This window comes from Sporosarcina sp. P16b (genome assembly GCF_002743065.1).
In the GTDB taxonomy this organism is placed as follows: Bacteria; Bacillota; Bacilli; order Bacillales_A; family Planococcaceae; genus Sporosarcina.
In genome coordinates, this window is sequence record NZ_PDYO01000012.1 from 26,001 (window position 1) to 52,307 (window position 26,307).

Annotated in this window: 30 protein-coding genes and 1 riboswitch; of the genes, 5 read left to right on the forward strand and 25 right to left on the reverse strand. The window is 41.9% G+C overall.

The window, feature by feature from the left end:
• Nucleotides 1-221: 221 nt before the first annotated feature.
• Nucleotides 222-587 (reverse strand): HesB/IscA family protein, encoded by a 366-nt coding sequence (locus CSV77_RS12555; protein WP_099630806.1) that lies wholly within the window; start codon nucleotides 585-587, stop codon nucleotides 222-224.
• Between the two features lie 119 nt (nucleotides 588-706).
• On the opposite strand from CSV77_RS12555, the gene CSV77_RS12560 reads away from it, so the two are divergent.
• A complete protein-coding gene (locus CSV77_RS12560; RefSeq protein ID WP_199203750.1) occupies nucleotides 707-1,411 on the forward strand; it encodes a DUF2225 domain-containing protein in 705 nt (234 codons plus the stop codon).
• Nucleotides 1,412-1,472: 61 nt separating this feature from the next.
• Here CSV77_RS12560 and CSV77_RS12565 read toward each other — a convergent pair whose 3' ends face one another.
• Nucleotides 1,473-1,712, reverse strand: a complete 240-nt coding sequence (locus tag CSV77_RS12565; protein WP_085131439.1) for a NifU family protein — start codon at nucleotides 1,710-1,712, stop codon at nucleotides 1,473-1,475.
• Nucleotides 1,713-1,795: 83 nt separating this feature from the next.
• On the opposite strand from CSV77_RS12565, the gene CSV77_RS12570 reads away from it, so the two are divergent.
• Nucleotides 1,796-2,122 carry a YuzD family protein gene (locus CSV77_RS12570; protein ID WP_099637055.1) on the forward strand — a complete coding sequence of 109 codons (327 nt, stop codon included), beginning with the start codon at nucleotides 1,796-1,798 and terminating at the stop codon, nucleotides 2,120-2,122.
• Nucleotides 2,123-2,286: 164 nt separating this feature from the next.
• Here CSV77_RS12570 and CSV77_RS12575 read toward each other — a convergent pair whose 3' ends face one another.
• Nucleotides 2,287-3,354: an NAD(P)/FAD-dependent oxidoreductase gene (locus tag CSV77_RS12575; RefSeq protein WP_099673684.1), complete on the reverse strand. Its 1,068-nt coding sequence runs from the start codon at nucleotides 3,352-3,354 to the stop codon at nucleotides 2,287-2,289.
• Nucleotides 3,355-3,492: 138 nt separating this feature from the next.
• Here CSV77_RS12575 and CSV77_RS12580 point away from each other — a divergent pair, with 138 nt between their 5' ends.
• Nucleotides 3,493-3,729, forward strand: coding sequence for a YuzB family protein (locus CSV77_RS12580; RefSeq protein WP_085131442.1), 237 nt, complete (start codon nucleotides 3,493-3,495; stop codon nucleotides 3,727-3,729).
• Between the two features lie 163 nt (nucleotides 3,730-3,892).
• Here the strand turns inward: CSV77_RS12580 and CSV77_RS12585 are convergent, their stop codons facing one another.
• The 13 genes from CSV77_RS12585 to CSV77_RS12640 all read right to left on the reverse strand — a co-directional run bounded on the left by CSV77_RS12585 (nucleotide 3,893) and on the right by CSV77_RS12640 (nucleotide 15,436).
• Complete coding sequence (locus tag CSV77_RS12585) at nucleotides 3,893-4,660, reverse strand: TIGR01457 family HAD-type hydrolase (RefSeq protein ID WP_233189605.1); 768 nt, start codon at nucleotides 4,658-4,660, stop codon at nucleotides 3,893-3,895.
• Nucleotides 4,657-5,103, reverse strand: coding sequence for a DUF86 domain-containing protein (locus CSV77_RS12590; RefSeq protein WP_099673685.1), 447 nt, complete (start codon nucleotides 5,101-5,103; stop codon nucleotides 4,657-4,659). The genes CSV77_RS12585 and CSV77_RS12590 overlap by 4 nt, the downstream gene beginning before the upstream one ends.
• A 100-nt stretch (nucleotides 5,104-5,203) precedes the next feature.
• Complete coding sequence (locus CSV77_RS12595) at nucleotides 5,204-5,554, reverse strand: YutD family protein (protein WP_233212244.1); 351 nt, start codon at nucleotides 5,552-5,554, stop codon at nucleotides 5,204-5,206.
• A gap of 18 nt (nucleotides 5,555-5,572) precedes the next feature.
• A complete protein-coding gene (gene lipA / locus CSV77_RS12600) occupies nucleotides 5,573-6,538 on the reverse strand; it encodes a lipoyl synthase (protein WP_199203751.1) in 966 nt (321 codons plus the stop codon).
• Between the two features lie 278 nt (nucleotides 6,539-6,816).
• Nucleotides 6,817-6,951, reverse strand: coding sequence for a methionine/alanine import family NSS transporter small subunit (locus CSV77_RS16795; protein ID WP_232319208.1), 135 nt, complete (start codon nucleotides 6,949-6,951; stop codon nucleotides 6,817-6,819).
• Nucleotides 6,952-8,472: a sodium-dependent transporter gene (locus CSV77_RS12605; RefSeq protein ID WP_099673687.1), complete on the reverse strand. Its 1,521-nt coding sequence runs from the start codon at nucleotides 8,470-8,472 to the stop codon at nucleotides 6,952-6,954.
• Nucleotides 8,473-8,632: 160 nt separating this feature from the next.
• Nucleotides 8,633-10,201, reverse strand: a complete 1,569-nt coding sequence (locus tag CSV77_RS12610; RefSeq protein ID WP_099673688.1) for a Na+/H+ antiporter NhaC family protein — start codon at nucleotides 10,199-10,201, stop codon at nucleotides 8,633-8,635.
• 191 nt (nucleotides 10,202-10,392) lie between these two features.
• Nucleotides 10,393-10,568, reverse strand: a riboswitch (Lysine riboswitch).
• Between the two features lie 55 nt (nucleotides 10,569-10,623).
• Nucleotides 10,624-11,391 (reverse strand): sporulation protein YunB, encoded by a 768-nt coding sequence (yunB, locus tag CSV77_RS12615; RefSeq protein ID WP_099637048.1) that lies wholly within the window; start codon nucleotides 11,389-11,391, stop codon nucleotides 10,624-10,626.
• A 47-nt stretch (nucleotides 11,392-11,438) separates the two neighbouring features.
• Nucleotides 11,439-12,818: a bifunctional metallophosphatase/5'-nucleotidase gene (locus CSV77_RS12620; protein WP_233212245.1), complete on the reverse strand. Its 1,380-nt coding sequence runs from the start codon at nucleotides 12,816-12,818 to the stop codon at nucleotides 11,439-11,441.
• Between the two features lie 5 nt (nucleotides 12,819-12,823).
• Entirely contained in the window at nucleotides 12,824-13,648 is an 825-nt protein-coding gene (locus CSV77_RS12625; RefSeq protein ID WP_099673690.1) for a sulfite exporter TauE/SafE family protein, read from the reverse strand.
• Entirely contained in the window at nucleotides 13,648-14,508 is an 861-nt protein-coding gene (locus CSV77_RS12630; RefSeq protein WP_099630795.1) for a DUF72 domain-containing protein, read from the reverse strand. Before CSV77_RS12630 ends, CSV77_RS12625 begins: the two co-directional genes overlap by 1 nt.
• A 173-nt stretch (nucleotides 14,509-14,681) precedes the next feature.
• Nucleotides 14,682-15,035, reverse strand: coding sequence for a rhodanese-like domain-containing protein (locus CSV77_RS12635; RefSeq protein ID WP_099673691.1), 354 nt, complete (start codon nucleotides 15,033-15,035; stop codon nucleotides 14,682-14,684).
• A gap of 164 nt (nucleotides 15,036-15,199) precedes the next feature.
• Entirely contained in the window at nucleotides 15,200-15,436 is a 237-nt protein-coding gene (locus tag CSV77_RS12640) for a glutaredoxin family protein (RefSeq protein WP_099630793.1), read from the reverse strand.
• 154 nt (nucleotides 15,437-15,590) lie between these two features.
• Between CSV77_RS12640 and CSV77_RS12645 the strand changes: the two genes are divergently transcribed.
• Complete coding sequence (locus CSV77_RS12645) at nucleotides 15,591-15,938, forward strand: hypothetical protein (protein ID WP_144034677.1); 348 nt, start codon at nucleotides 15,591-15,593, stop codon at nucleotides 15,936-15,938.
• A gap of 68 nt (nucleotides 15,939-16,006) precedes the next feature.
• Here CSV77_RS12645 and CSV77_RS12650 read toward each other — a convergent pair whose 3' ends face one another.
• Nucleotides 16,007-16,984 carry an NAD(P)H-dependent flavin oxidoreductase gene (locus CSV77_RS12650; protein ID WP_099673693.1) on the reverse strand — a complete coding sequence of 326 codons (978 nt, stop codon included), beginning with the start codon at nucleotides 16,982-16,984 and terminating at the stop codon, nucleotides 16,007-16,009.
• Between the two features lie 178 nt (nucleotides 16,985-17,162).
• A complete protein-coding gene (locus tag CSV77_RS12655) occupies nucleotides 17,163-17,627 on the reverse strand; it encodes a MarR family winged helix-turn-helix transcriptional regulator (RefSeq protein WP_099673694.1) in 465 nt (154 codons plus the stop codon).
• A 183-nt stretch (nucleotides 17,628-17,810) separates the two neighbouring features.
• Here CSV77_RS12655 and CSV77_RS12660 point away from each other — a divergent pair, with 183 nt between their 5' ends.
• On the forward strand, nucleotides 17,811-18,227 hold the full coding sequence (locus CSV77_RS12660) for a PaaI family thioesterase (protein WP_199171363.1): 417 nt from the start codon (nucleotides 17,811-17,813) through the stop codon (nucleotides 18,225-18,227).
• Between the two features lie 102 nt (nucleotides 18,228-18,329).
• Here the strand turns inward: CSV77_RS12660 and sufB are convergent, their stop codons facing one another.
• From sufB to CSV77_RS12695, 7 genes are all read right to left on the reverse strand, one after another.
• Nucleotides 18,330-19,727, reverse strand: a complete 1,398-nt coding sequence (gene sufB / locus CSV77_RS12665) for a Fe-S cluster assembly protein SufB (protein ID WP_099630790.1) — start codon at nucleotides 19,725-19,727, stop codon at nucleotides 18,330-18,332.
• Nucleotides 19,728-19,769: 42 nt separating this feature from the next.
• Nucleotides 19,770-20,207 (reverse strand): Fe-S cluster assembly sulfur transfer protein SufU, encoded by a 438-nt coding sequence (gene sufU, locus CSV77_RS12670; RefSeq protein ID WP_099630789.1) that lies wholly within the window; start codon nucleotides 20,205-20,207, stop codon nucleotides 19,770-19,772.
• The gene (locus tag CSV77_RS12675; RefSeq protein WP_099630788.1) at nucleotides 20,197-21,426 is read right to left on the reverse strand and encodes a cysteine desulfurase; all 1,230 of its coding nucleotides are present in this window, start codon (nucleotides 21,424-21,426) and stop codon (nucleotides 20,197-20,199) included. Before CSV77_RS12675 ends, sufU begins: the two co-directional genes overlap by 11 nt.
• Entirely contained in the window at nucleotides 21,426-22,733 is a 1,308-nt protein-coding gene (gene sufD, locus CSV77_RS12680) for a Fe-S cluster assembly protein SufD (RefSeq protein ID WP_099673695.1), read from the reverse strand. The genes CSV77_RS12675 and sufD overlap by 1 nt, the downstream gene beginning before the upstream one ends.
• Before the next feature lie 18 nt (nucleotides 22,734-22,751).
• Nucleotides 22,752-23,531, reverse strand: coding sequence for a Fe-S cluster assembly ATPase SufC (gene sufC / locus CSV77_RS12685; protein ID WP_099630786.1), 780 nt, complete (start codon nucleotides 23,529-23,531; stop codon nucleotides 22,752-22,754).
• A gap of 267 nt (nucleotides 23,532-23,798) precedes the next feature.
• On the reverse strand, nucleotides 23,799-24,980 hold the full coding sequence (locus CSV77_RS12690) for a dicarboxylate/amino acid:cation symporter (protein WP_099673696.1): 1,182 nt from the start codon (nucleotides 24,978-24,980) through the stop codon (nucleotides 23,799-23,801).
• A 456-nt stretch (nucleotides 24,981-25,436) separates the two neighbouring features.
• Nucleotides 25,437-26,294: a MetQ/NlpA family ABC transporter substrate-binding protein gene (locus CSV77_RS12695; protein ID WP_099630784.1), complete on the reverse strand. Its 858-nt coding sequence runs from the start codon at nucleotides 26,292-26,294 to the stop codon at nucleotides 25,437-25,439.
• Nucleotides 26,295-26,307 lie beyond the last annotated feature (13 nt).

A 26,307-nucleotide genomic window follows, 5' to 3' on the forward strand; every position in this document is an offset into this window, starting at 1 on the left:
TTTTAGTTTCTTAAACGCCGAGTACGTGTAAAATCAATCTTACTTATTTTGCAGTGCCGGCATTTAGTTTGATATGAATAGAATCTTACTTTCATTTCCTATAGTAGACCTTTTGCGAACGTATTTCAACAGAATTATAATTGTGCAAATAATCAATTTAGACTAGTAATGTAGCGTCCTTATAATTCCCTCACATTCCGCTCGACTAATCTCTTCTTCATTTACTCGCAATCTGCCGGAGCGCCAGCTTTGTTAGCTGTTCTAAATGAAGTACCGCAACCACAATTTGCAATGGCATTCGGATTGTCGATGGTGAAGCCGCCACCCATTAAAGATTCTTTATAATCCACTTTTGTCCCTACAAGAATCGCTGCATCCTCTTCTTTAATAACTACAGGAATTCCATGTGCAGTATACGAAATATCATCCTCTTCTTTTTCCTGGGCAAAACCAAGACCGTATGTCAACCCGCTACAACCTCCGCCATTAACGGAAACGCGCAAGAAAGATCCTTCTTCTTCATTATGTGTCATCATTTTTTTTACGTGAAATGCCGCTGCTTCTGTTATCTCTACTGTGTTCGTCATGAATACCACTCACTTTCCACGTTTTCTTTTTATCATATCAATCTTTTTCATCACAATGCAAACAAACAGCCCCCCACTAGGTCTATTATAATGTACAATAAGACTTAGGACAGAAAGGGATGATACTAGTGGAAATTAGCCCGTTTTACGAGAAAAAAATGCAGTGCTTACTGTGTAAAGAGCATTTCCCTACTACTAAAGTTCGTTCTCGCCAAGTACGAGTAGTTGATCACGATAGCGATTTTAGACCTATTTACTTGGACAAGGAAGTTAATCCTATTTTTTATAATGTTGCCGTATGTCCGAATTGCGGTTTTGCATTTACTGATGATTTCGCTCCCTACTTTGCGCCCGGCACAAAAGAAATGATCGCTAAAAACATAACAGCTAAATGGCATAGCCGCTCATTTGGTGGCGTACGGACGAAAGAGCAAGCAATTGAAGCCTATAAATTAGCGTATTTAAATGCCAATTTTAAAAAAGAAAAGTATTTAACGATAGCAGGAATCATGTTACGTATCGCTTGGATTTATCGTAATGAGGGAAACCGTCAGAAAGAAATGCGTTATCTTGAAATATCTCGTGACCTCTACATAAAGGCATTTTCTGAAGGTGATTATATCGGAACACAAATGTCTGAAACCCGTGTGCAATATATCATTGCGGAATTATCTTGGCGCATTCATGATCGTGCAGAAGCCATACGAAACTTCTCACGTGTAATTGAAGCGCAAAACAGATCAACCGAACCTACAATCATCAAAATGGCTAAAGATCGATGGCAAGAAATCCGTAATGAGGAAACCGCTCATAAAACCAGTTGAATAAGGAAAACCGTGCAAAGAAGGTTATACTTCATTTGCACGGCTTTTTTATTTAATGAAATTAAAATACTTGTTCTACTTCTACTACACCTGGTACTTCTTCAAGTAATGCACGTTCAATACCAGCTTTTAATGTAATCGTTGAACTAGGGCAAGTTCCGCATGCTCCTAATAGGCGCAGCTTTACTATTCCTTCGTCAATATCCACTAGTTCGCAGTCCCCTCCGTCTCGCAAGAGGAATGGGCGCAATTTATCTAGCACTTCTTTTACCGGCTCATATAATTTAATATCTGTTGTCATTGTAAACACACTCTCCTTTCCTTATACTTATTATAAACTGCCCAGCAGAAAAAATCCAATAATGAATCGGAGGTTTGATTAATATGTCGCAATCCCCTGTAACAATTGAAGTATATGGAGCAGAAGTCATCTGTGCCAGTTGTGTAAATGCACCTTCTTCCAAAGATACGTATGAATGGCTTCAAGCAGCAATATCAAGAAAGTACCCTGAACAACCGTTTTCTATTACGTATATTGATATCGATCAAGAATTAACCGAATCACGACAGCGAGAAATCGTCGAAAAAATTCGTGATGATGAGTATTTTTATCCACTCGTCATGATTAATGATGAAATGATCGGAGAAGGCCATATTCAACTAAAGCCTGTTTTTAACGCATTAGAAGCACAAGGTTTTCAAGCCGAATAAATGGAGAAATTGATAATTTGATGGATTAATTGAGAACAATATATTCATTGGAGCGGTCGTTCTATGCTGAACTGACCGCTTCTTTTTTGTATCCAATTAACGATAGGCAACACCATAGCTAAAGAAAAAGCCACTTCATGGAAGCGACTCGCAAATAGTTGAATTTACCCGTTATGCCATTTATACATCCATAGCAAGCCGGATTTCATTAAACGGGCGATTCTTCCTGTAACGGTACGATCCGCTAAGTACGCAAATCCTTGCTTCTTCCCTAACGAACCCATGAAACCTTTTAGTTTCAGCTCCGGCATTTCAAGCATTAGCGGCTCACCTTTCCAAGTGGAGCGTAATACTTGAACGATTTGCTCGCCTTGAACTTCTGCCAACTGAGCGCTTGGTGCATGTGGAAGCGCAGCAATGTCCCCGACAACGTAAATGTTTCGGTAACTTGGAACTTGGTGGTATTGATTGAGTACGATACGGCCTGAACGATCTTTCTGAATGACTAAATCGTCCACAACCTTGCCTGGCTTAATACCAGCTGTCCAAACTACTGCATCTACATCAATTGTATCTTCATGATTATACAGAATATGTTCGCCTACTTTGGTAATGTTCGAATTCGCTACGACTTCTACATCGTTTTGATCAAACCAACCTTTTACGAAGTTACTCAATCGTTCAGGGAAGTCACGTAAAATACGCGGGCTTCGATCGAATAATTTAATCTTCAAATCCGGACGACTCTCACGCAACTCACTCGCTAATTCGATACCGCTAAGTCCCGCACCTACGATTCCCACTGTTGCGCCATCGCCTAGTCCAAGTAACGTCTGATACGTCCGGCGGGATTTCCCAATCGTTTGGATACTCAGCGTATGTTCAGCTGCTCCAGGTACGTTGTGGTAATTATCTTCACTACCTAGTCCGATGACCAATTCGTCGTATGCAAGTGCTTGTCCGTCTGCCAACAACACTTCTTTTTCTTCTGGCTTGATTTCTTGAATCTCGCCTTCTATCACTTTCAATTGGTCATGAACAGGGATCGCGACGCGCACATCGGCATCCGACACAGTTCCCGCTGCCAATGCATAAAATTCTGTTTTCAAACTATGAAATAAGGTTCTGTCGACAAGTGTAATTTCAATATCGCTTGGCAAATCTTTATTTAGTAAACGCAATAAAATTCTCATGTTACCATAGCCGGCACCTAGTAAAAGTAATTTTCTCATAATGTCCTCCTTCTATGTCCATTTTCTCGTGCATCTCATTTGCTAGTATAACAGTATGTGACAACTTTCACAATATGTCATGTTCATTGACGCTTTTGTAAAAAAAGAGTACCATTTCTAGTAGGCGAGGTGAGAAAGATGAATCCCATCGTGGAGTTTTGTATGAGTAATTTGGCTAACGGTGCCTACCCTGTATTCGAAACGTTGGAACGGGACCCAAACATTGACGTACTCGAATACGGCTGTTTGAGCTATTGTACGAAATGTAGCGACACATTGTACGCGATTGTTAATGGTGAACTTGTCGAAGCGGATACAGCGGATGAATTGACGAAGCAAATTTATCAGTTCATTGAAGAAAATCCACTTTTTTAATAAAATACCGTCAACAGGATGTCTTCTAGCGATTACGCTTCTAGAGACATCCTTTTTTGCTATAGTCCACTATCATTGCCCACTATTCCCTAATAGCTACCCTGTTAAACAAAAAAGCTATCGCAAGAAGCCGGTGTGTAACGACTTCTTCGATAGCTTCTTATTACTTCAGCCATTCCGCAAGCGAATTCAGCATATAAGTAGGTTGTTGCGCTTTCTTTAGCACATCTTCTCTACGCGTGACTCCTGTCGCGACATACGCCGTATCTATACCATAGCGAATACCCGCCATGATATCCGTATCGTAATTATCTCCGATCAAGATCATGTCTTCCTTCTCGTACATTCCTTGCTGCCGGATGAACTCCAGCATATGCGGCTCTGGTTTTCCAACAATGAGTGGCTTTGTATCAGTCGCCGCCTCCATCAACTTAAGGAAAGAACCGTTAGCTGGTACTAGTCCTTTTTCAGTCGGGAATTTAATATCTTGATTGGTGCCTAAGAAATGAGCACCGTTACGTATCGCCAGACAAGCATTCGCGAGTTTGTCGTAAGTAACCTGACGATCGAGTCCCATTACCACCACATCTGGATTCGTTGTGGTGATCGTAATATTTTCGAGTTCCAATGCCTCACGCAATCCTTCTTCACCAATCATCATGACATTTGCACCGTCATAATGTTGTTTGCAATAACGAGCCAGTGTGGTGGCTGAATTCATGATGAAATCAGTTTCTGTACTCACACCAAAACTTGCTAGTTTCTTCTGTTGCGCAGTACGTGTCAAGGCAGCGTTATTCGTAATGAAATATGTTCCCCTACCCTCAGCTTGGCACGCCGCAACGAAATCTACCGCTTCTTGGATAGGTTCACTACCACGATACATCGTGCCATCCAAATCGAAACAATACGCTTTATATTGTCTCATCATTCTGTCGGAAGAAACGCCGAGACTGGACCTAATTCATTCGTTAAGTAGTCTCGAACTTGTCCTGGGAATTGTTGTAGTTCGTTAAGCGTCTCGCGAATGGATTGTACTACTTTATCCGCATCGACTTCCACGAATTGGCGGACAATCATTGGGCGTAATGAAATGAATGCCTTTAATGGAGTGGCTTGCTCGGATAGGATCACTTTTTCATCTTCAAGAATATCGATTATATCGTCGTAACTTCCAGGATCACGCATGATGAATCCGTCGATCATAGAATTACCTACGTCAATGATTCCTTCAATCAAACCGTGTGCAATTCGCTCTAAAGCCAGCTTATTTACATCGCTTTGTAGCCAGTTCGTTTCCTTTTTGAAAATATCGATCAACTGTTCCATATACACTAATGTTTTATTGATTTGGTTTTGATCTACAAAATACATACTGTTCTTCCTCCTCATATACCTCATACTTCTATCTTACCATATTTATTGCGAAACGAATGAAGGCTCCGAGCTAATTTGCCCGAAGCTTTCATTTTTATTAGTCTGTTTTTGAAGTAGATGGCGTTTCAGAATGTACTTCGTCCACCGCTTCGACTTCCGTTAGTTCCGCTTTTACTTTTCCAATCTTTTTCAAGATAAAATAAGCACAACCGAAATTACAGTATTCATAAATATAATCTTGGACAGTACTAATTTTCGTTTCATATGTGGATTTGGAATTACGGTCATCAAAAAAGCCTTTTAATCGTAATTGACCATATCCCCAGTCACCCAAGATAAAGTCATACTTTAACAGTACTTCGCTAAAGCGTTCGTTCAAGGCTTCTTCATCAAACCCATCGCGAAACTCTTCTGCAATTTCATATTGCATATTCTCTACAATAACCATTCTCTGCTTCACTTCCATTTAACTGCTCGCTTGTCCTTCAAGTTTCAGCAGTTCGTCACCTTGGCGCTGTTTTTCTCTGGCCGAAGCATTAACTTGCTCGTCTGCGTGGTAACTTGAACGCACAAGCGGCCCCGCCTCACAATGAGAGAATCCTTTAGTCATTGCGATTTTCCGCAACTCACCAAACTCGTCAGGCGAATAGTATTTTACGACTTTAGCGTGTTTTTTTGTTGGTTGCAAGTATTGACCAATTGTCATGATATCTACGTTGTGTGCACGCAGATCATCCATTGTCTCAATAATTTCTTCCATTGTTTCTCCAAGTCCTACCATTAGTGAAGACTTTGTCGGGATCTCGGGATACATGTTTTTGGCACGTTGAAGTAATTCAAGTGAACGATCATATGTTGCACGCGCACGAATTCTCGGTGTTAAACGGCGTACTGTTTCAATATTATGATTGAGGATATCTGGTTTTGCATCCATCAAACGTTGCAAGTTCTCTATATCTCCACCCATATCCGATGGTAATACTTCAATAGACGTAAATGGATTCTTCCTGCGTATCGCACGAATGGTTTCCGCGAAAATTGCAGAGCCTCCATCTTTTAGATCATCGCGTGCTACGGCAGTAACAACGGCATGTTTCAAATTCATCAATTCAACTGATTCCGCTACGCGTTCCGGTTCAGCGGTGTCAAGTTCATTAGGTAAACCTGTTTTAACTGCACAGAAACGACATGCCCGTGTACACACAGCCCCTAAGATCATAAAGGTAGCTGTACGTCGCTCTCCCCAACACTCATGAATGTTCGGACAACGCGCTTCTTCACAAACGGTATTCAAGTTTTTTTCGCGCATTAATTTCTTTAAACCTGTATAGTTCTCATTGGTGTTCAGCTTAATTTTCAGCCAATCCGGCTTTCTAACATGCTCAGATTTTCTTCCAGTTTCAGGTTTGCATGACAACACTACCGACTCCATTCTGTTGATAGATTCTTCTCATGTCAATGTAACATAAATTCAGATAACCTTCAATTATAGATGACACAAATTGCAAGCAATAAGGTAAGCGAGTAGAAATTTGGAATAGGATGACTGATTTTGGATTTCCGCTGTTGTGGTGGATGATTTCTTATACGCGTGGCTTTGACCCCTTCCATTACTTAAGCATCCTCCTGCAGCGTCGATCAACGGTGCACTCACCAACTTACAAAAAAACACCTGCAACCATATTTCCGGTTACAGGTGTCCATCGTTTACTATTCGATTTTGAATTTCTTTCGAAACTTACTGAGGATTGTAGCGTAAAAGATGCTAATAAATAGACCGCCCCAGATGATTGTCACACCAAGTAGCATCATGAGAATTGCAGAGCCGCTCATTCCTGTATCCATTTATAGCCCCCCTTTATCTTCTTCATAATCTGTTGTAATTCGTGTGTTGTCTTTCCACTTTAATGACGTGAAAACGATCGACATCACAAATGCGCCAATTGCTACCGGCCAGCCAATCGTCCATAAGAACGATGTAGGATATCCTTCATAGTTTTCTGCAATGTTATCTTTGATGAGGAAGAATAACATCGTACCCAATACTATTGGTGTGATGAATGATAAAGATACTTTCCACCACCAGCCAAGACGAATATCTGATACTGCGTTAGCATGCTGTTCGAACAGGCCAAGTTTTCTGAACACCCAAGCCAGTAAGACCACTTCAATTAGACCGATGACTGCGATACCAAATTGGTTGATAAAGTAATCCGCTACGTCTAAGAAGTATAAACCACCGTTCGTTGCATACAGCAGGGAGATGACGGCTGATAATCCGACACCGATCGTCACCGAACGACTTCTTGAAATGTTGAATTTATCTGCCATACCTGCGATGTACGTTTCACAAATCGAGATGAGTGATGTGATACCAGCAAGTGTCAGCGACAGGAAGAAGAATGCACCGAACAGGCCATTTAATCCAGGCATTTGATTAATGATTTCAGGGAATACGACGAACGCAAGCCCTACACCTGCCGTAGCTACGTCTGCTACGTCTACACCTTGATTCGTTGCCATGAATCCTAGTACCGCGAATACTCCGATACCTGCCAGTAACTCGACAGAAGAGTTTGCAAAACCTGTAATAAAGGCGTTATTTGTAATATCGGATTTCTTTGGTAAATAACTAGAATACGTGATCATAATGGCAAATGCGATCGATAAACTGAAGAAGATATGTCCATACGCTGCAACCCATACACGAGGGTTCAGTAACTTATCGACATCCGGTTTAAAGAACGCATCCAGCCCAACCATAGCCCCATCAAGTGTGATGGCGCGGATGACGACAAATAAGAAGAGTAAGAAAAGAACAGGAATAAATATCCGATTCGCTAATTCAATCCCTTTCTTGACACCACCGATTAGGATGATGTAACAAATCACCCAGACAAGTAATAAGGGTAATACTACACCTCCAACGAGTCCTCCGACTTCTCCTGGTTTATCCGCTAGGCTCAGAACATCTCCGAAGAAGAATGCTTCCGGATCTTTCCCCCACGATAAACTAAATGAGTAGACGGTATATTTCATAGCCCATGCAATGATTACGGCATAATAGGTAGAAATAACGAAGGATACAAAGATCCCCCACCAGCCTAGAAACTCGGCTTTTTTTCCATTCAATCGGAAGAATGAAAGAGGGGCTGATCCACGATATTTATGTCCAATCGTGAATTCCATGATCAGGATCGGAATACCTGCTGTTAATAGTGCAAATAAGTACGGGATAAAAAATGCGCCGCCGCCATTTTCATAGGCAACATAAGGAAAGCGCCAAATGTTTCCGAGTCCTACAGCCGAACCCACTGCAGCCAGTATAAAACCAGCTCTCGTTCCCCACTGTGAACGATTTTCCATACAACTTCACCTCTTTTTTGTTATTTTACAAAACTTTTACCATTTGATTTATTCTGACAACTCTAGTTCTGTATATTTAGTATAAACAGCCTAATTAGAGATGTCAAAACAAATTTAGACTAAGAATGAAGTAATTATCACTCTTAGTCTAAACGGTAAACTATGCTATTTGTTCTGGGTGTTTCTTACCTTTGGCGCTTAAATACGCGAATAAAACTATTAGAGTAATAATAACAGCCGCTAAACCGATCCACACAGAACCCGTCAGCCCGAGCACAACATACCCAATTGCTGCTACAGCAGCTGCGACAAGCGCGTAAGGTAATTGTGTGGACACGTGATCCATATGGTTACAACCTGCTCCAGTAGAGGAAAGAATAGTCGTATCAGAAATCGGTGAACAGTGATCTCCAAATACTGCGCCTGCAAGTACTGCCGCCAATGCCGGTAATAATAAATCAGGTGCTGCATTGACCATAATAGTACCCGCAATTGGCATTAAGATACCGAAAGAACCCCATGAGGTACCTGTCGAGAATGCCATTAATCCCGCTAATATGAAGATCAATACCGGAAGGAACGTGACAGGAATATTCAATTGCTCTACCATGGTAGAAAGGAATAGACCTGTATCTAAGGAAGCGATTAGCTCAGTCAATCCCCAAGCGAAAATTAAGATGAGAATGGCAGGCATCATCGCTTTCACTCCGCTAATCAATGCACGCCACATCCATGATACACTTGCTGTTTCGTTCTTTTTCATTTGTAGAATATATAACAACATAGCTAGCAAAGTAGCCGTAACACCACCAATTACCAAAGAGAACGGTACATCAGTGTTTTCAAATATTGCCCAGATATCGAAAACGCCCGCTTCTTTATAGCCAGTAACAATCATCATGCCGAGCGTTACCACAATCAACGTCACGATCGGGGCAACCAAATCGCGAACTTTGCCGTGCGTATGCTCAGGGAATTCTTCCTTTAGCTGACCTGGAATTTCTTTATCTTGATCATAAAGTTCGCCTTCATTCATGGCACGGTCTTCATGTTTCTTCATTTCAAAGAAGTCATTATTCGTCCAAGCAAAGAAGAAGACCATGGACAATGTCGCAATGACATAGAAGTTCATCGGCGCCATCAAAATAAATGCCGTTAATGGCGAATAGCTCACCGCTGCTGTCGTACCTAAAATAAGTGCAAGTTGTCCAATCAAGAATGCGCCCCAACTCGAGATGGGTGACACGACACAAATAGGTGCTGACGTTGAGTCAATGAAGTATGCCAATTTCGCACGAGAGATTTTGTGCTGATCTGTAATGGGTCTTGCAATCTGTCCAACTGCCAAGGCATTGAAGTAGTCATCCACAAAAATTGCAATCCCTAGCCCCATCGTCAACAGCTTCGCACCACGTTTTGTACGGATGCGTTTAACTGCCCAGCGTGCAAATGCGGCGCTCCCTCCTGATAAACTGACGAATGCCGTAATGACACCTAGTAATAATAGAAATAACATAATAAATATATTGTATGTATTGAGCCCGCCATCCCAAAACGAAACTGTCATGGCCCTCCATACACCTTTTAGTGTCTCAAACGGAGCAAAGTTCGCTAAAAGTAAAGCCGCTGTAACAATTCCCGCTCCTAATGATAATAATACTCTCCTCGTCGCCAACACCATCACGATGGCGATAATAGGAGGCAAAATAGAGACCCATGTTCCGATCATTGTAATTCCCCTCTTTCTAGTTGCTAGATGATATCGAAATGCAGAAGATCTATCGAAGAGTGGAAAGCAAATACTATCCTGTAATTCCTTAATTTACCGATAAAAAAAGCCAACCCCACAGGCAATAGCATACGTGTAGGAGTCGGCCAGTCAATTGATCAAGCAATACATTCATAAATCGCAGTACAATTGGCAACTGTAGCTCTCCATACATTTATCGCTGTATGACAGTGTCATTCCTCTTTGAAATGACCCCAACTTGAGAAGTTGACTCTTCTCAAACTTCGGCATTGTCTCCTTTCGCTCGCGGTCATAGATGTCACTCTCTCGCCAGGTACTTATAAACAATGCAGCCTCTACGTAAGTCTCGATATTCTTCTGTTCTTAGTGTAGCAATAATCGACTTTGTTCACAATAGCCTTTTACTCCGTCTTCTCTAGCGGAACTTCGATTTGTGCTGGCGTTTGCTCTCCTTTTGAATAAATTTGTGGTACCTTTCCTCTGATCAAGCCAATTGCAATCGGTATTTTCTGCTCCACTACACTTCTGCTAGTTGCTAGCGGAACGATAATCTGCACATTGACTTGTAACATCAGATACACTTCCACATAGGCATTATTAATACCAAATTCACGAATATCGGTTTCTACTGTTGCATGTACATCTCCAATGACGTGGAAGCGGATCGGGATTTTCGGCCCCAAATTACCGAGCAATGGAATATTCGCGGCTTGCCCAATCGGAACGAAAAATACAATACCTTGTTCTTTTTCCATACGATCAGGATTGTACTCAAGATCTCCGAGTGGCGGTAGCATATCGAGATCTCCGCCTTCTGCGCGCTCCAGATGATTTTCAACAAGCTGATGAATTTCTGACATGACCTGGCTGATGATTTCAGCGTTAAACTTCGTTGTCACCGTATCTGTTGTATCATCGGGAACATTTTCTATAATTTCATTGACATCGTAGACGCTGGTGGATCGATTGTTAATGGCTTGACTGATCACGTAACTGGCTATTTTCTGCGTTTGCACTTCGGCATATTGTGTATAGATTGGCGTTAGCTGTTTATTGACCGTATAGAAAAATATCGCCACTCCCACCATGATGGTCGGGATGACAAAGCGCAGTATGGTTTTTCCATAATTAAACTTCTTTGGTCGTTTTTGATTCGTATAAAACCGCATGAAAACGCCTCCTACTTCACATTATGCGAAATAGGAGGCGGACATAACTAACGCTCATTGAAATATTTCCTTCCATACCAACCGAGGATATCGCGAAGCATTTCCGGCATGATATATTCTTTCTTCGCTTCTTTTAATACTGGATAGAAAAAGCCAAACGTGAACATATCAAGTGTTGCCAACGTGTACATTTTACCGGGTTCTACCAAACGGTTGCCTGCAAATAATTGTCCGTCCGTGTTACGGTATAAGTGTTCATGTATCATACTACCCATCAGCGTCCCACGAAATCCTAAACCTTTTATCGGAAGTTCCGTCCACTTCGGATCAAGTGATTGCTCATAGACTGTCAGCAAATCCATGCCATCTAAATGAATGAGGCAAGGATTGATAGGGTGTGGCAATAAAGAGTGCAAATCCCCTTTTGTCACCCAGCCTTTATCTAAACTACCAAGGAAAATACCCGCGTTGAAAAGCGCACAGTCGGCATCAAGATACGTAAGTAACGCGCGACCAAACAGCGAGGATAATGGACTGTCTCCTGTAAGACGCTGTGATAATGGAGATGGATTATAAAACACGGGCACTTCTAGTGTCTCTTCCCCTTTAGCAAATAAGGTATTCACCTGTTCCATATCCTCTTCTGACATTTCCATCATCTGTGTTGGAAAAACCTCTGCTTTCATATGAACGACTTGACCTGTCATACGGTCTATATTGATCTGGACGTGACCGACATACTGACCGAATTTTTCTGCTGCCGCAAGTAGCGTGTCGTCAATCCATTCACCATTTTGTAATAAATGGTGCGTGTGTGCTCCTAAAATCACATCGATCTCGGGGCATTGCGCAGCTAAAATACGATCTTCATTGATTCCTAAATGCGAGAGACAGACGATGACATCGCATTTAGGGCGCAAGTTGCGGGCCATTTCCCGCAACGCCGCGTGCGGTTCGCTTACGCACCAGCCTAGTTGTTCATAAAAATCATAGTATGGCGCTGTGGCACCGATGACACCGACGCGCACACCTTCAGAGGTCTCGAGTATTGTGGACGTCTTCGCCCAGTATGGTAACTTACCACCCTGTTCAGTCAAGTTGCAGAGCACTACATCAAAGTGCGCATCTTCATATAATCTATTTAAGGCTTCCTTTGACATGGTGATTCCTTCATTATTGCCTATCGTTACTGCGTCGTATCCTGCTTTGTTTAATAATTCAATATTTCCTTTCCCTTCTGTTCCTTCGGTAAACGGATGAGACCGATCAATATGGTCTCCAATATCAAATAGAAAACAATGCTCCCCATTCTCTTCAGCTTGTTGCTTCCGCTTAGTAAGAAAGTGATGAATTTGCGGCCAATTCTCGAAATGACTATGGACGTCATTTGTGTGGTAAATATGGATCGTTGCTACCGTCTCCTTCATATGTGTCAACCCCAAATCCCCTCATAGATGGAACGAAGTCCAAAGACGAGTAAAATGATGCGTATGACTAAAACCAATGTATCTGATTTCATTTTGCTGTTTAAATAGGCGCCGAGCATGCCACCAAAATAAGCGCCCGGCACGACAGGTATCGTATACAGCCATGGCACATGACCGAGTGAAATATGAGATACCGAGTTAACGATTGCTGATAAAAACACCATAAGCATAGATGTCGCAACAGCGACGTGTGGCGGGAACAAGAATAGTAAAATCATTGCCGGCACAATCATCGTACCGCCACCTATTCCGAATAAGCCCGACGTAAATCCAATGAACAATGCCAATAAGATGGCAAACCAAATGGGGTAGCCATAGATATGTGTTTTACCTTGAGGATCAGTAAACTTAATCTTTTTTCCATTGTCTACAAACCATCTAATCGGTTTCAAATATTTTCTCGTTACTAACAGTGTAGATAAAATGATGAGCAATATGCCAAAATATAAATTAAATGAGGACAAACTTACGCTTTTATTGACTAGCGCTCCGAGGATGATACCCGGTATACTCGCGGCGAAAAATAACCATGCACTGCGATAATCAATCGTCTTTACTTTCATATAAGACAGTGTCGATCCAAGTCCATTCGCAATCATCATGATGACCGATAAGCCCACTACACTTTGCGGTGTAATATCAGGAATCATTCCTAAATTTAATCCGACAAACAATGTGACAGGAACCAAGATGGTTCCTCCACCGAGGCCCGCAATCGAACCGATAATACCCGATGCTAAACCTATTAAGGCGAGTACTACAAATTCCATCAGTGATCCCCCTCAAATAAATCCAGTTGCTTGGTGAGAGGCTGACCGTATTCTATGTTAAGTAATCGTGCAAATTGTTTGGCGTTCTTCGCTGCATGCTGGCCGGAGTTATTATTAAAGATGACAAATACGTCTTCAGTCTGCTTCTGAAGATGTTTCACGATGTCACGCATACTCTCTAACTCTTTTTCATTATAATCATAAAGATAGCGGACTTTACGCCATGCTTTACTATCTCCCGTAGTATTTACCCACCCTTTATCATTGCGACCGTGAAGACGTAACAAAACTTTCGGATCCGTTGCAACTGGGACTAGCGGCACACTTCCGTCCCCTACTTGCGGCTCATCACAAACGACATGGATGATGTTCAAGTCTTTCAGAAAGTCGAGTGTTTTCTCTCGATAAGCTGGAGAATACCACGTTTGATTGCGAAACTCTACAGCAATCGGCAACGGCTGTAATTGTTCATGCACATAGCGAATGCGATCCACATTTTCCTTCTTACAATCGAACCAAGGTGGAAACTGTACCAGTACCATCGCAAGCTTCCCCGCTTCAACAAATGACGTCAGGGACAGCTTAAACAGCGAGAACATCTCCTCTTCAGATTCATATGGTAACTTTCCGCGCTGATGACCTGTAATACCCTGATACGCCTTCACGACAAATTGAAAATTAGCGGGCGTTTCCTCTGTCCATTTATCCATAACTTTCTTCGATTGTATAGCATAAAACGTCGAATCTAGCTCAACGATTGGAAAGTGTTTACTATAATCTAGTAGTTTTTTATTCGCGACTGTATTCTCATTGTATAGACTTGGATGGTCTCCCCACCCTGTCAGACCAACATGTATCATGGAAAGCCCTCCTCTTATGATCTTTAGCTTAGTGTATCATATCTCATGTATTTTCGGAAAAATCATACTTCCTGATTTGGTAGTATGATTTTCTATAATTCGCCTAGTCAACCGATTTTACTTTCACGCAAAAAAGCGTCCCGAGATAGGATCTCCGAGACACTTCTTTAGTATTAATCTTGCCACGCGCTCATTCCCCCGCGTACATTCGTTACATTCACGAATCCTGCTTTTTTCAGTTGGCTTGCTGCATTGGCACTACGCATGCCGCTTTGACAGATGACGATGACTTCTTGATCTTTCTTCAATGTTCCCATCTGTTTTGAAAGCAAATTCAAAGGAATATTTTTAAATTTCTTTATATGGCGTCCTGAATATTCAGCTGGTGTCCGCACATCGATACATTGGACGTTTTGATCGTTCACTCTATCTTTTAATTGTGCAGTCGAGATTGAACGCACGCCTTTTGCAGGCTTCATACGCCAAACTACGAAGCCGACGAAGAGTGCTATGATGATCCATTCCATAATTAATGCCTCCTATTAGTGAGTCCATTCGATGATGACGAGAATGACTCCCATCACCGCAAATGCTATATGGCCAAGACAAAAGCGCGGAAATACGTTCTTTTCCATTTCTTCGGCCGATTGAATTGTACAGTTTCGATTGAATAAAAACCGTTTACATGTATTCATGCGTCTAGTGCAGCGTGAATACTTGCTGGATCAAAGCCGATAATCCATTTTCCATTCAACTGTGTTTGTGGAACGCCCATCTGTCCGGTTAGTTCCATCAGACGCTCCCCTTCTGCAGGATTTGTAGAGACATTGATCGTCTCATAAGGCACATGGATTTCATCCAGATAATTCGTCATCATCGTACAATAAGGACAAGTAGATGATACATATACGGTTGCTTTTTCAGACATGTGAAAAACTCCTTTTCATTTGTATTTGTATCTATTATATACCCCGCACGGTATATAATCAATGAATTGATTTGTATGTATGAAGGAATTTTCTTTAGTGCAAAGCATTCTATTATATAGAGGTAACCAAATAAATAAGAAAAGATGGATGAACATGAGCGACGTACTTTTACAACAAATTTTAAGTGAAATGAAAGGCATTAAAACTGACATCTCTTTGATTAAGTCAGATGTTAGTGCACTAAAATTACATGTCGAAGTTCTCAATACAGACATGTCAGAAGTGAAAATAGAACGGCAACTGACAAATAAACGGTTGTCTTCTATTGAAACTAAACAGGATACAATTTACATGAACTATGTTTCTTTAACTGAAATACAAACTAAAACCCTCTCCTTACTCGAACAACTCCAAACTGATGTAGAATTCACCTATCAAAAGACCGCAATGAATGATTTAAAAATCAACCGTATTGAAACAAACTCCACTCACAAACACTAAGCAGGCAAATAAAAAAACAAGCGTGTCTGGATGGACATACTTGTTTTTAACGTGATTCTTTTTCTTTATTATGTGCTCGCTGTATTCACTCTATCTCCTACCAACTTATCCTTTGCCTCATGGTACTGCTGTGCTAATTGTGCGACGTATTCTTTCGTAGGTTGAACTTTATCGATGATGCCAATTCCTTGACCACAGCCCCAAATATCTTTCCAAGCTTTTTGACCTGCTTCTCCGCCGAAATTCATTTTACTTGGATCACTTTCTGGTAAGTTATCAGGATCTAAACCTGAAGCCCGGATGGACGTAGCTAAATAATTTCCGTGTACCCCTGTGAAATAATTACTGTACACGATATCATCGGAAGTGGCGTCTATGATGGCTTGTTTATACTCTTCAACGGCTCTCGCTTCTTCAGTAGCGATGAATGGCGATCCGATGTAGGCAAAGTCCGCCCCCATGGCTTCGGCTGCCAATACGCTTCTGCCGGTTGCGATAGATCCGCCAAGTGCCAGTGGTCCATCAAACCATTCCCGAATTTCTTGAACGAGCGCGAACGGGCTTTTCGGACCCGCGTGCCCTCCCGCTCCTGCAGCTACCGCAATTAAACCATCTGCACCTTTTTCAATTGCTTTCTTCGCGAACATATTATTGATCACATCATGCAATACAATTCCGCCGTAACTGTGTGCAGCCTCATAGACATCTTCTCTGGCGCCTAGCGATGTAATAATGATCGGAACTTTATACTTTACACACAGCTCCATATCTTCTTGCAATCTTTCATTGGATCGGTGGACAATTTGGTTGATCGCAAATGGCGCGGCTGGTTTATTGGGATTTTTCGCATTATAGTCGGCTAATTCTTCTGTAATCTCGATCAACCACTCTTCGAATTGTGCAACGGGCCTTGCATTTAGAGAAGGCATAGAACCGATTACTCCTGCTTTACATTGCTCAATCACAGTCTTAGGATTACTAATAATGAACATCGGGGCTGCGATCACTGGAAGACTCATACTCTTTTTCCATTCTACTAAACTCATTAGAAACACTCTCCTTTTAGCGTAAGCGCTTTCAAAGCGTATAAATGTATTCCTGTAACGAACATACACTAAGACGTTTCAAAAACTTTACATTTTCGATACATGTATATACATGTATTTTACTAGATTTTTTCGAGTTGTCAATCAATTTATGAATGGATATTCATTTTTATGTTATTTAACTTTTGAATTCATTAATCGCTTTCTGTAATGCCTTCAACTTCTTCAGTAAGTCCATGTATTCTGCTTTGCCGATAGATCCTTCAATTTGTTCCTGTACTTGTGCCCAGATCGGTGTAGCCTCATTTAATTTGTCGTACCCTAATTCTGTGATCGTGACCACTTTGGTTCGCGAGTCCTGTTTTGCTCTCTTGATCTGTACATATCCGGAATCGTTTAGAATGTTCAAATTACGCGTAACGGTCGTTTGATCGAGCAACATCATCTCACCTAATTTACTAATCGAAATATCCGGCGACGTATAAATATTGCCGAGCATATAATATTGGGTGATTTTTAATCCAGTAGGTTTCAAGAGATGATTGTACAGTTGTGTAAGTGATCCGGATACCGTACGGAGATTCGCACTGGCACACACGTCAATAATATAATTTGCTTGCTCTTGATCCAATTTTTTTCTCATGATGTCCACTCTTTCCTTAAAATGATGATCGTACTGTTACAGCCGCTTCGATAATTCATTCTATTGTACATGTACCGGGATAAATTTTAAAGCTGGATTTCCCGCTACACTTAGTAGTATGCTTCTATTACATGTATATACATGTAATAGAAGCATATCAGTGAAATGGAGGTAAAGAAAAGGATGAAAGAACTTAATTTATTGGATAGTATTGATCTGGAACAGACATTGATAGGTGCTTTAGGAATTACCTTTACACAACTCGATCCTGACAAAGTCGTCTGTGAAATGCCAGTTGGACCGAAAACTGTTCAACCTATGGGGTTGTTACATGGAGGCGCTTCAGTAGCACTCGCTGAAACTGCGGCCAGCATTGCAGCCGCTTTAAACCTAAATCCCGAGACGCATTATCCAGTAGGACTAGAAATCAATGCGAATCATATACGGGGTAAAAAAGATGGTGTGGTCACTGCTACTGCCGTTCCATTCCATAAAGGGCGCACATCGATGGTCTGGGATATCCAAATCACGGATGAGATAGGTAAATTAATAAGTGTTTCGAGATGCACGATTGCGGTTGTGGAAAAAAAGGTTCGCTAAATAAACAAAACGTGCCGACCATCCGAATTGAATCGGCATGAAATCGGCACGTTGCTTTATTCAACTGTCAGGAATATCGCATAAACGCTGATATTTCAACGCTTACCCAATACTACCTTCCATCTCGAACTTGATCAAACGGTTCATCTCTACCGCATATTCCATCGGTAGTTCTTTTGTAAATGGCTCGATGAAGCCCATAACGATCATTTCTGTTGCTTCCAATTCAGGAATACCACGGCTCATCAAATAGAAGAGCTGCTCTTCGGAAACTTTTGAAACTTTTGCTTCGTGTTCCAATGAAATATTGTTATTCAAGATTTCATTGTATGGAATCGTATCTGAAGTAGATAGTTTATCCATGATCAACGTATCACACTCAATGTTGGCACGAGCTCCGTCCGCATTGCGTCCGAAGTGGACAACTCCGCGATACGTTACTTTTCCGCCGTGTTGAGAGATAGATTTCGAAACAATAGTAGAAGACGTGTTAGGTGCCAAGTGCATCATTTTCGCGCCGGCATCCTGGTGCTGTCCTTTACCTGCTAATGCGATAGATAGTGTCAAACCGCGTGAGCCTTCACCCTTTAGGATGACTGCTGGGTATTTCATCGTCAATTTAGAACCAATGTTGCCATCAATCCATTCCATTGTCGCATTCTCTTCACATACTGCACGCTTCGTTACCAAGTTGTAGACGTTGTTCGCCCAGTTTTGGATTGTTGTATAACGGCAATATGCATCTTTTTTGATGATGATTTCAACAACCGCACTGTGTAGTGAGTTTGTTGTGTAAACAGGTGCTGTACAACCTTCTACGTAGTGAACGCTTGCGCCTTCGTCTACGATGATCATCGTACGCTCGAACTGACCCATGTTTTCCGAGTTAATACGGAAATAAGCTTGTAGCGGTGTTTCTACTTTTACGCCAGGTGGTACATAGATAAATGATCCACCAGACCATACAGCAGAGTTTAACGCTGAGAATTTATTATCTGAGTTTGGTATAACCGTACCCCAATATTGTTTGAACAACTCTTCGTTTTCACGAAGTGCAGAATCCGTGTCTTTAAAGACAATTCCTAGATCTGTTAGTTCTTCTTTCATATTGTGGTAAACAACTTCAGATTCATACTGTGCAGAGACACCTGCCAAGTATTTTTGTTCTGCTTCAGGAATACCTAGTTTATCAAACGTACGCTTGATTTCTTCAGGTACTTCATCCCAAGAAGTTTCTGCACCTTCAGATGGTTTTACGTAGTACGTGATTTCATCAAACTTCAATGAATTCAAGTCTCCGCCCCATTGTGGCATTGGCTTATTGTAAAAAATCTCAAGAGATTTCAAACGGTAATCCAACATCCACTGTGGTTCTTCTTTCATTGCCGAAATTTCTTCCACTATCTCACGTGTCAATCCACGCTCTGAACGGAACACAGAAACGTCTTTGTCATGGAAACCGTATTTGTAATCGCCGATTTCCGGCATTTGTTTTGCCATTATTATTCCTCCGTTCCATAATTGCTCGTACTATGGCCAAGGTCATTGCGACTCGCCAGAGACTCCCTCTTCCATCGCCTTCCAGCTCAATGTTGCACATTTAATGCGGGCAGGGAACTGCGCGACACCCGATAATGCTTCTAGGTCGTCAAGATCAATCGACTCGTCCAACTCTTTGCCTAACATCATATCTGAAAAAGTATGTGCTAACTTAACTGCTTCTTCAGTCGTTTTACCTTTGATCATCTGTGTCATCATAGATGCGGATGCCATTGAAATGGAACATCCTTCCCCTTCAAACTTGACGTCTTTGACGATGTCATCTTCCACGTTCATTGTTAAACGGATGACGTCGCCACAAGTCGGATTATTCATGTCAATTGTGACATTACCGTTCTCTAGAACGCCTTTGTTTTTCGGATGTTTATAATGCTCCATGATTACAGATCGATAAAGTTGATCTAGTTTATTAGTAGACATCGTTAAAATACTCCTTTGTTGTGCGAAGTCCTTCCACGAGGCGATCTACGTCATCAGTGGTGTTATAAAGATAGAAGCTGGCACGTGCTGTTGAAGAAACATCCAACCATTTCATCAATGGTTGTGCACAGTGATGACCTGCACGAACAGCTATACCATTCATATCGAGTACAGTTGCGACATCATGAGGATGGACGTCATCCAAGTTGAATGTGACCAATCCTGCACGCTGATCGGGATCTCTTGGTCCATAAATGGTCAAGCCGTCGATTTCAGACATTTTATCCATAGCATAACCAGCTAATTCGTGTTCATGCTGTTCGATAGCGTCCAAACCGATTTCTTCCAAGAAGTCGATAGCTGCACCGAGTCCAATAGCTCCTGCAATAATAGGCGTACCACCTTCAAACTTCCAAGGTAATTCTTTCCACGTAGATTCGTATAGTCCGACAAAATCAATCATCTCGCCGCCGAATTCGATGGGTTCCATATTATTGAGTAAATCCTTTTTACCGTAGAGGACACCGATGCCGGTAGGTCCACACATTTTGTGTCCGGAAAATGCAAGGAAGTCGCAATCTAGTTTCTGTACATCAATTTTAACATGTGGAGCTGCTTGCGCAGCATCCACACACATCACCGCACCGTGTTGATGGGCAATTTTCGTGATTTCTTCAATCGGATTCATCGTGCCGAGAACGTTGGAAACATACATGATGGAAACAATTTTCGTTTTATCTGTAATGGTTTCCCGTACTTTATCAAGTGATAACGTACCGTCTTCTTCTAAATCAATATATTTTAACACTGCGCCAGTTTCTTTGGCGAGCTGCTGCCACGGAATGATATTGGAGTGGTGCTCCATATGTGTAATGACGATTTCGTCACCTTCCGAGACATTGGCACGGCCATAGCTTTGCGCAACTGTGTTAATCGCTGTTGTTGTACCGCGCATAAAGATGACTTCTTGCGTGGATTTAGCATTAATGAATTTACGGACTTTCTCACGAGCGCCTTCATAACCATCTGTCGCGCGATTTCCAAGTGTATGCACTCCACGGTGAACATTGGAGTTATCGAAGCGATAATAGCGATCCAGTGCCTCAATTACTTGCACAGGCTTTTGTGAAGTCGCAGCGCTATCCAAGTAAACAAGTGGATGTCCATTGATTTCTTGGTCTAATATAGGGAAATGATTGCGGATGTCTTTGCTGAGCATTAGCGCACTTTCCTTTCAATAACCTCCGTCAATTGTTTTCTAACTCCCGCGATCGGCAATTTGCTAACAACTGGAGCTAAGAAACCATGAATGATGAGGCGTTCTGCTTCTTCTTGTGTAATACCACGGCTCATTAGATAGAACATTTGCAGTGGGTCCACGCGTCCTACTGAAGCGGCGTGACCTGCTGTTACATCATTTTCATCGATAAGCAAAATCGGGTTCGCGTCTCCACGTCCTCTTTCACCTAACATAAGAATACGGGACTCTTGCACTGCGTTCGAGCGAGTTGCGCCTTTAGCGATACGTCCAATTCCGTTAAAGATAGCGGATGAGTTTTCTTTCATTACACCGTGCTTCAAGATGAAAGCATCTGTATCAAGTCCCCAGTGTACGATTTCAGATGTGAAGTTTTGTTTCTGGCTACCGCGTCCAACTACAACGGATTTCATATCACTAGATGAGCCGTCACCGACTAGATGCGTGATGTTTTCAGAAATCGTATTGCCGTCGTTCATTAATCCAAGTGCCCACTCAATGCGTGCACGTGGCCCAGTAACACCGCGACGGTTGACATACGTTGTCATCCCTTCCGCTAATACGTCGACTGATCCGTAGACAATTTTCGCATTGGCCATAGCAAATACTTCCGCTACAATGTTCGCTTGTGTTGCCGCATGCTCCATAGTAGAAAGATAGCTTTCTACATAGGTTACTTGACTGTTTTCTTCTGCAACGATGACTACGTGGTTGAACAGTGAGGCTTTTTCGTTATCGTGAATGAAGAGTACTTGCAGTGGATCTTCGATTACTACGTTTTTAGGTACGTAGACAAATACTCCACCGTTGATCAATGCCGCGTGAAGAGCCGTTAACTTATGCTCATCCACTTTGACACCGTCAGTCATCAAGTATTTCTGTAACAACTCACTGTGTTCGCGTGAAGCCGTAAAGATATCCGTCATAATAACGCCTTGTGATTTTAAATCTTCAGACAGTGAAAGATATGCAGGTGTGTTATTGTGTTGCACGTAAATATTTTGTTGTTGTTTGTCATCGATCAATGCTTTCGCTTCAGTTGGTAATTCTTCCAATCCTGCGAAGATCGAGCTCTCAACTGTATGTGAAGGGAATTCCGTGAAATTCCAATTGGTAATTTTAGTTTTATCTGGTTTTGGCATTTCGAGCACTTCAGCTTTCGCTAGAGCGTTCGAACGAAAATCTGCCATCCAAGCAGCTTCCTCCACTTTTGCGGAATAAGAGCGGACGTCTTGTTCGGTCAATGCCAATGTTGTTTCAACCGTCATTTTGAGTCGTCCCCTTTCTTATGCTTCTTGTCCAACAGTTTCGTCTTCGATACCTAGTTCTTCTTTAATCCAGTCGTATCCTTCAACTTCAAGTTTCTTAGCTAGTTCTGAACCACCCGTTTTAACGATTTTACCTTGCATAATGATATGCACTTTATCTGGCTCGATGTAATCCAACAAACGTTGGTAGTGAGTGATAATTAAGCAACCGAAACCTTCGCCGCGCATTTGGTTGATTCCGTTAGAAACAATTTTCAATGCGTCGATATCCAGACCTGAGTCAATCTCGTCAAGTACTGCGAACTTTGGCTTCAACATCATAAGTTGGAGAATTTCATTACGCTTTTTCTCTCCGCCTGAGAAACCTTCATTCAAATAACGAGTGGCCATATCTTCTTCCATTTCAAGAACTTCCATCTTGCTATCCATTTCACGAATAAATTTCATCAAAGAAATCTCATCGCCTTCTTCACGACGTGCGTTCACTCCAGAACGGAGGAAATCTGCATTCGTTACGCCAGTAATTTCACTTGGATATTGCATAGCTAGGAATAGACCGGCTCTCGCACGCTCATCTACTTCCATTGCTAATACGTCTTCACCATCAAGCATAATGGATCCGGAAGTAACTTCATATTTCGGGTGACCCATGATTGCTGATGCAAGCGTGGATTTCCCCGTACCATTTGGACCCATGATTGCATGGATCTCATTTGTATTTATTGTTAAGGTAACACCTTTTAAGATTTCTTTGTCCTCAATTCGGACATGAAGATCTTTAATTTCCAAAATTGCCATTCCAATACCTCCAGTATGATCGCGTTGAATGGTTATGATCCATTCTCTATTTAGTATCATTCTAATCTTAACCCATATTCGATTGGGTTGCAAATCTTTAAGAAACATTACACATATTGGCTAATTTCATTACAACTACGCGGATGGCTATATTTTTCACGATATGTATTTTTCATTTGACAACTAGTGAATGAGAATCACCCAGTTCTTAGTACATAAGAATTAGAAAGAAAAAAAGCCGGTCAAGTAACCGACTTTTCTACTACTCTATACTTTTTTAGTGAAACGGTCGACGATCATCGCAAGCGCGCCGTCACCTGTAACGTTCGTTGCTGTTCCGAAACTATCTTGCGCTAAATAGAGCGCAATCATCAATGCTACCATGCCATCACTGAATCCAAGCATAGTCGTTAGAAGTCCAGTTGCCGCGACAACTGCGCCACCCGGTACTCCTGGAGCGGCGATCATCGTAACACCTAACATAAAGATAAATTGTAAATACGAACCAAAACTTACATCAAAACCGTTCATCAGCATAACACCGATCGAACATGAAACAATCGTAATCGTACTACCTGACAAGTGGATAGTTGCGAACAACGGAACCGCGAAGTCCGTTACACGCTCGGAAGCACCTGTTTTTTTCGCTTGACGCAGCGTAACCGGAATCGTTGCAGCAGAAGACTGCGTTCCGATCGCTGTCAAATACGCTGGTAGCATCGTTTTCATTAACACGAAAGGATTCCGTTTGTTTAACGTACCCGCCACTGTGTACTGGAATGTCAGCATGGTCAAATGAAGAATAATAATCATAACGAAAACAAATACAAAGACTGAAAGTACATTTGCCACTTCACCTGTATACGTCATATTCAGGAAAATCCCGAAAATATGGAAAGGTAATAATGGAATGATGACGACAGATATGACTTTATCGATAATCAAATTAAATTCATCGAAGAATGACATCATCGTCTTCCCTTTAATCGCCGCCATTCCAATACCAAGCACGAATGCCAATAGCAAAGCAGTCATGATCCCCATCACCGGATCCATTTCCATCTCGAAGAACGCTACTCCCGCTTCACGTGCGCCTTCTGCAACGTCCGTCTTCGTCGCTGGCCGAATAAAGTTCGGCAAAATATTTATTGCTACAACATACGCAAGCAATCCCGCAATTACCGTAGATCCATACGCAAATGCAGCAGACATACCAAGTAATTTTCCGGAACCTGCGCCAAGCTTTGCAATACTTGGTGCGATAAACGCAATGATAATCAGCGGAACGATAAAGTTCAAGAATCCACCGAATAACATATTAAAAGTAGCTGCTAAACGAACGAACCAATGCGCAAATCCTTCATGGATCAACGGCAATACTAAACCCAGTCCGATCGCCAGCCCAATGGCGATGAGAATTCGCCAAATGAGCCCTAATTTAAACTTCACAATACGTCCTCCTCAAATACACATATGTATTACTCAAACAAAATCAACTTTATCACAAGTCGATTGAATAAAGAAGATTTTATTTAGATTTATGTGATGTTTTTCTTGTGGGTTGTTAGGAAGTGGATTTGGTGGTGTAGTTTGGAAGTTGGATAGGGTGGATTGTGTGAACACGAGAGCTCATTGAGCGGGTAGCGCGTGGGGTTGGGCAGATAGATTAGACTGACTATTGAGCGGGGCCTGGGCGGGATAGAGCGGATAGACCAGAACATTGAGCGAGTCTCAGGCCGGATAGAGCAGATAGACCAGCGCATTGAGCGGGTCACGCGCCAGATAGAGCGGATAGACCAACACATTGAGCGAATTTCCGCCAACATGCAACCACCACACCAACACACCCACCAAGCATACAATTAAAAAAACCGGCAGCTACGATAGCTACCGGCATTCATTGTATTATTTTACAGGAACAACTGATCCAGACCACTCATTCAAAATGAAATCTTGAATTTGCTCTGAAGTCAATACTTCTACCAATGCTTTGATAGCATCGCTGTCTTCGTTGCCGCTCTTCACAGCAATTACGTTAACATATGGAGACTCTTTGTCTTCCAATGCGATCGCATCTTCCATTGGATTCAACCCCGCATCGATAGCGAAGTTGGAGTTGATTAATAATGCGTCGCCTTCATCGTTATTATACAACTGAGGCATTAACGCTGCTTCGTAGTTCGCATCAAACTCCAAGTTCTTTGGATTTTCTACGATATCGCCTACTTCAGCTTTTACTTTTTCCACGTCATCCGCTAGCTTGATCAATCCTTTTTCTTCAAGCATAGAAAGTACTCGACCGTGATCCGCAACGGAGTTACTGATTAAGATTGTCGCTCCGTCGGGAAGTTCTTCCAACGACTTATATTTCTTAGAATATACACCGATCGGCTCGATGTGAATGGCGCCTGCATTGACGAAGTCATAACCGAAATCGGCAATTTGGCTCTCAAGATAAGGGATGTGTTGGAAATAGTTCGCATCCAGTGTACCTTCGTCCAAATCTTTGTTTGGCAGTACATAATCTGTGTAAGTCTCGATTGTTAAATCATAGCCTTTTTCAGCTAATAATGGCTTAGCTTCTTCCAAAATGATTGCGTGTGGTGTGTTAGATGCACCGACTACCAAAGACGTTTTCTCGCCTTTCCCTGCTTCATCTACATCTGGCGCTGCATTATCTTTGCTACCTTCGTCTTTCGATCCGCAAGCAGCCAATGCAAGCACTAGTACTGCTGCGAATAGACCGAATAAAAATTTCTTCATATCCACATTTCTC

Coding starts and splice junctions, on each gene's coding strand:
- sufD (WP_099673695.1), bottom strand. CDS start 22,733: ATGACGGTTGAAACAACATTGGCATTGACCGAACAAGACGTCCGCTCT.
- CSV77_RS12590 (WP_099673685.1), bottom strand. CDS start 5,103: ATGTATTTTGTAGATCAAAACCAAATCAATAAAACATTAGTGTATATG.
- yunB (WP_099637048.1), bottom strand. CDS start 11,391: ATGCGGTTTTATACGAATCAAAAACGACCAAAGAAGTTTAATTATGGA.
- CSV77_RS12620 (WP_233212245.1), bottom strand. CDS start 12,818: ATGAAGGAGACGGTAGCAACGATCCATATTTACCACACAAATGACGTC.
- CSV77_RS12630 (WP_099630795.1), bottom strand. CDS start 14,508: ATGATACATGTTGGTCTGACAGGGTGGGGAGACCATCCAAGTCTATAC.
- sufB (WP_099630790.1), bottom strand. CDS start 19,727: ATGGCAAAACAAATGCCGGAAATCGGCGATTACAAATACGGTTTCCAT.
- CSV77_RS12635 (WP_099673691.1), bottom strand. CDS start 15,035: ATGGAATGGATCATCATAGCACTCTTCGTCGGCTTCGTAGTTTGGCGT.
- CSV77_RS12650 (WP_099673693.1), bottom strand. CDS start 16,984: ATGAGTTTAGTAGAATGGAAAAAGAGTATGAGTCTTCCAGTGATCGCA.
- CSV77_RS12625 (WP_099673690.1), bottom strand. CDS start 13,648: ATGGAATTTGTAGTACTCGCCTTAATAGGTTTAGCATCGGGTATTATC.
- CSV77_RS12645 (WP_144034677.1), top strand. CDS start 15,591: ATGAGCGACGTACTTTTACAACAAATTTTAAGTGAAATGAAAGGCATT.
- CSV77_RS16795 (WP_232319208.1), bottom strand. CDS start 6,951: ATGGATACAGGAATGAGCGGCTCTGCAATTCTCATGATGCTACTTGGT.
- sufC (WP_099630786.1), bottom strand. CDS start 23,531: ATGGCAATTTTGGAAATTAAAGATCTTCATGTCCGAATTGAGGACAAA.
- lipA (WP_199203751.1), bottom strand. CDS start 6,538: ATGGAGTCGGTAGTGTTGTCATGCAAACCTGAAACTGGAAGAAAATCT.
- CSV77_RS12640 (WP_099630793.1), bottom strand. CDS start 15,436: ATGTCTGAAAAAGCAACCGTATATGTATCATCTACTTGTCCTTATTGT.
- CSV77_RS12610 (WP_099673688.1), bottom strand. CDS start 10,201: ATGATCGGAACATGGGTCTCTATTTTGCCTCCTATTATCGCCATCGTG.
- sufU (WP_099630789.1), bottom strand. CDS start 20,207: ATGTCTACTAATAAACTAGATCAACTTTATCGATCTGTAATCATGGAG.
- CSV77_RS12675 (WP_099630788.1), bottom strand. CDS start 21,426: ATGCTCAGCAAAGACATCCGCAATCATTTCCCTATATTAGACCAAGAA.
- CSV77_RS12605 (WP_099673687.1), bottom strand. CDS start 8,472: ATGGAAAATCGTTCACAGTGGGGAACGAGAGCTGGTTTTATACTGGCT.
- CSV77_RS12560 (WP_199203750.1), top strand. CDS start 707: ATGATACTAGTGGAAATTAGCCCGTTTTACGAGAAAAAAATGCAGTGC.
- CSV77_RS12570 (WP_099637055.1), top strand. CDS start 1,796: ATGTCGCAATCCCCTGTAACAATTGAAGTATATGGAGCAGAAGTCATC.
- CSV77_RS12565 (WP_085131439.1), bottom strand. CDS start 1,712: ATGACAACAGATATTAAATTATATGAGCCGGTAAAAGAAGTGCTAGAT.
- CSV77_RS12575 (WP_099673684.1), bottom strand. CDS start 3,354: ATGAGAAAATTACTTTTACTAGGTGCCGGCTATGGTAACATGAGAATT.
- CSV77_RS12595 (WP_233212244.1), bottom strand. CDS start 5,554: ATGGTTATTGTAGAGAATATGCAATATGAAATTGCAGAAGAGTTTCGC.
- CSV77_RS12695 (WP_099630784.1), bottom strand. CDS start 26,294: ATGAAGAAATTTTTATTCGGTCTATTCGCAGCAGTACTAGTGCTTGCA.
- CSV77_RS12580 (WP_085131442.1), top strand. CDS start 3,493: ATGAATCCCATCGTGGAGTTTTGTATGAGTAATTTGGCTAACGGTGCC.
- CSV77_RS12655 (WP_099673694.1), bottom strand. CDS start 17,627: ATGAGAAAAAAATTGGATCAAGAGCAAGCAAATTATATTATTGACGTG.
- CSV77_RS12585 (WP_233189605.1), bottom strand. CDS start 4,660: ATGATGAGACAATATAAAGCGTATTGTTTCGATTTGGATGGCACGATG.
- CSV77_RS12660 (WP_199171363.1), top strand. CDS start 17,811: ATGAAAGAACTTAATTTATTGGATAGTATTGATCTGGAACAGACATTG.
- CSV77_RS12555 (WP_099630806.1), bottom strand. CDS start 587: ATGACGAACACAGTAGAGATAACAGAAGCAGCGGCATTTCACGTAAAA.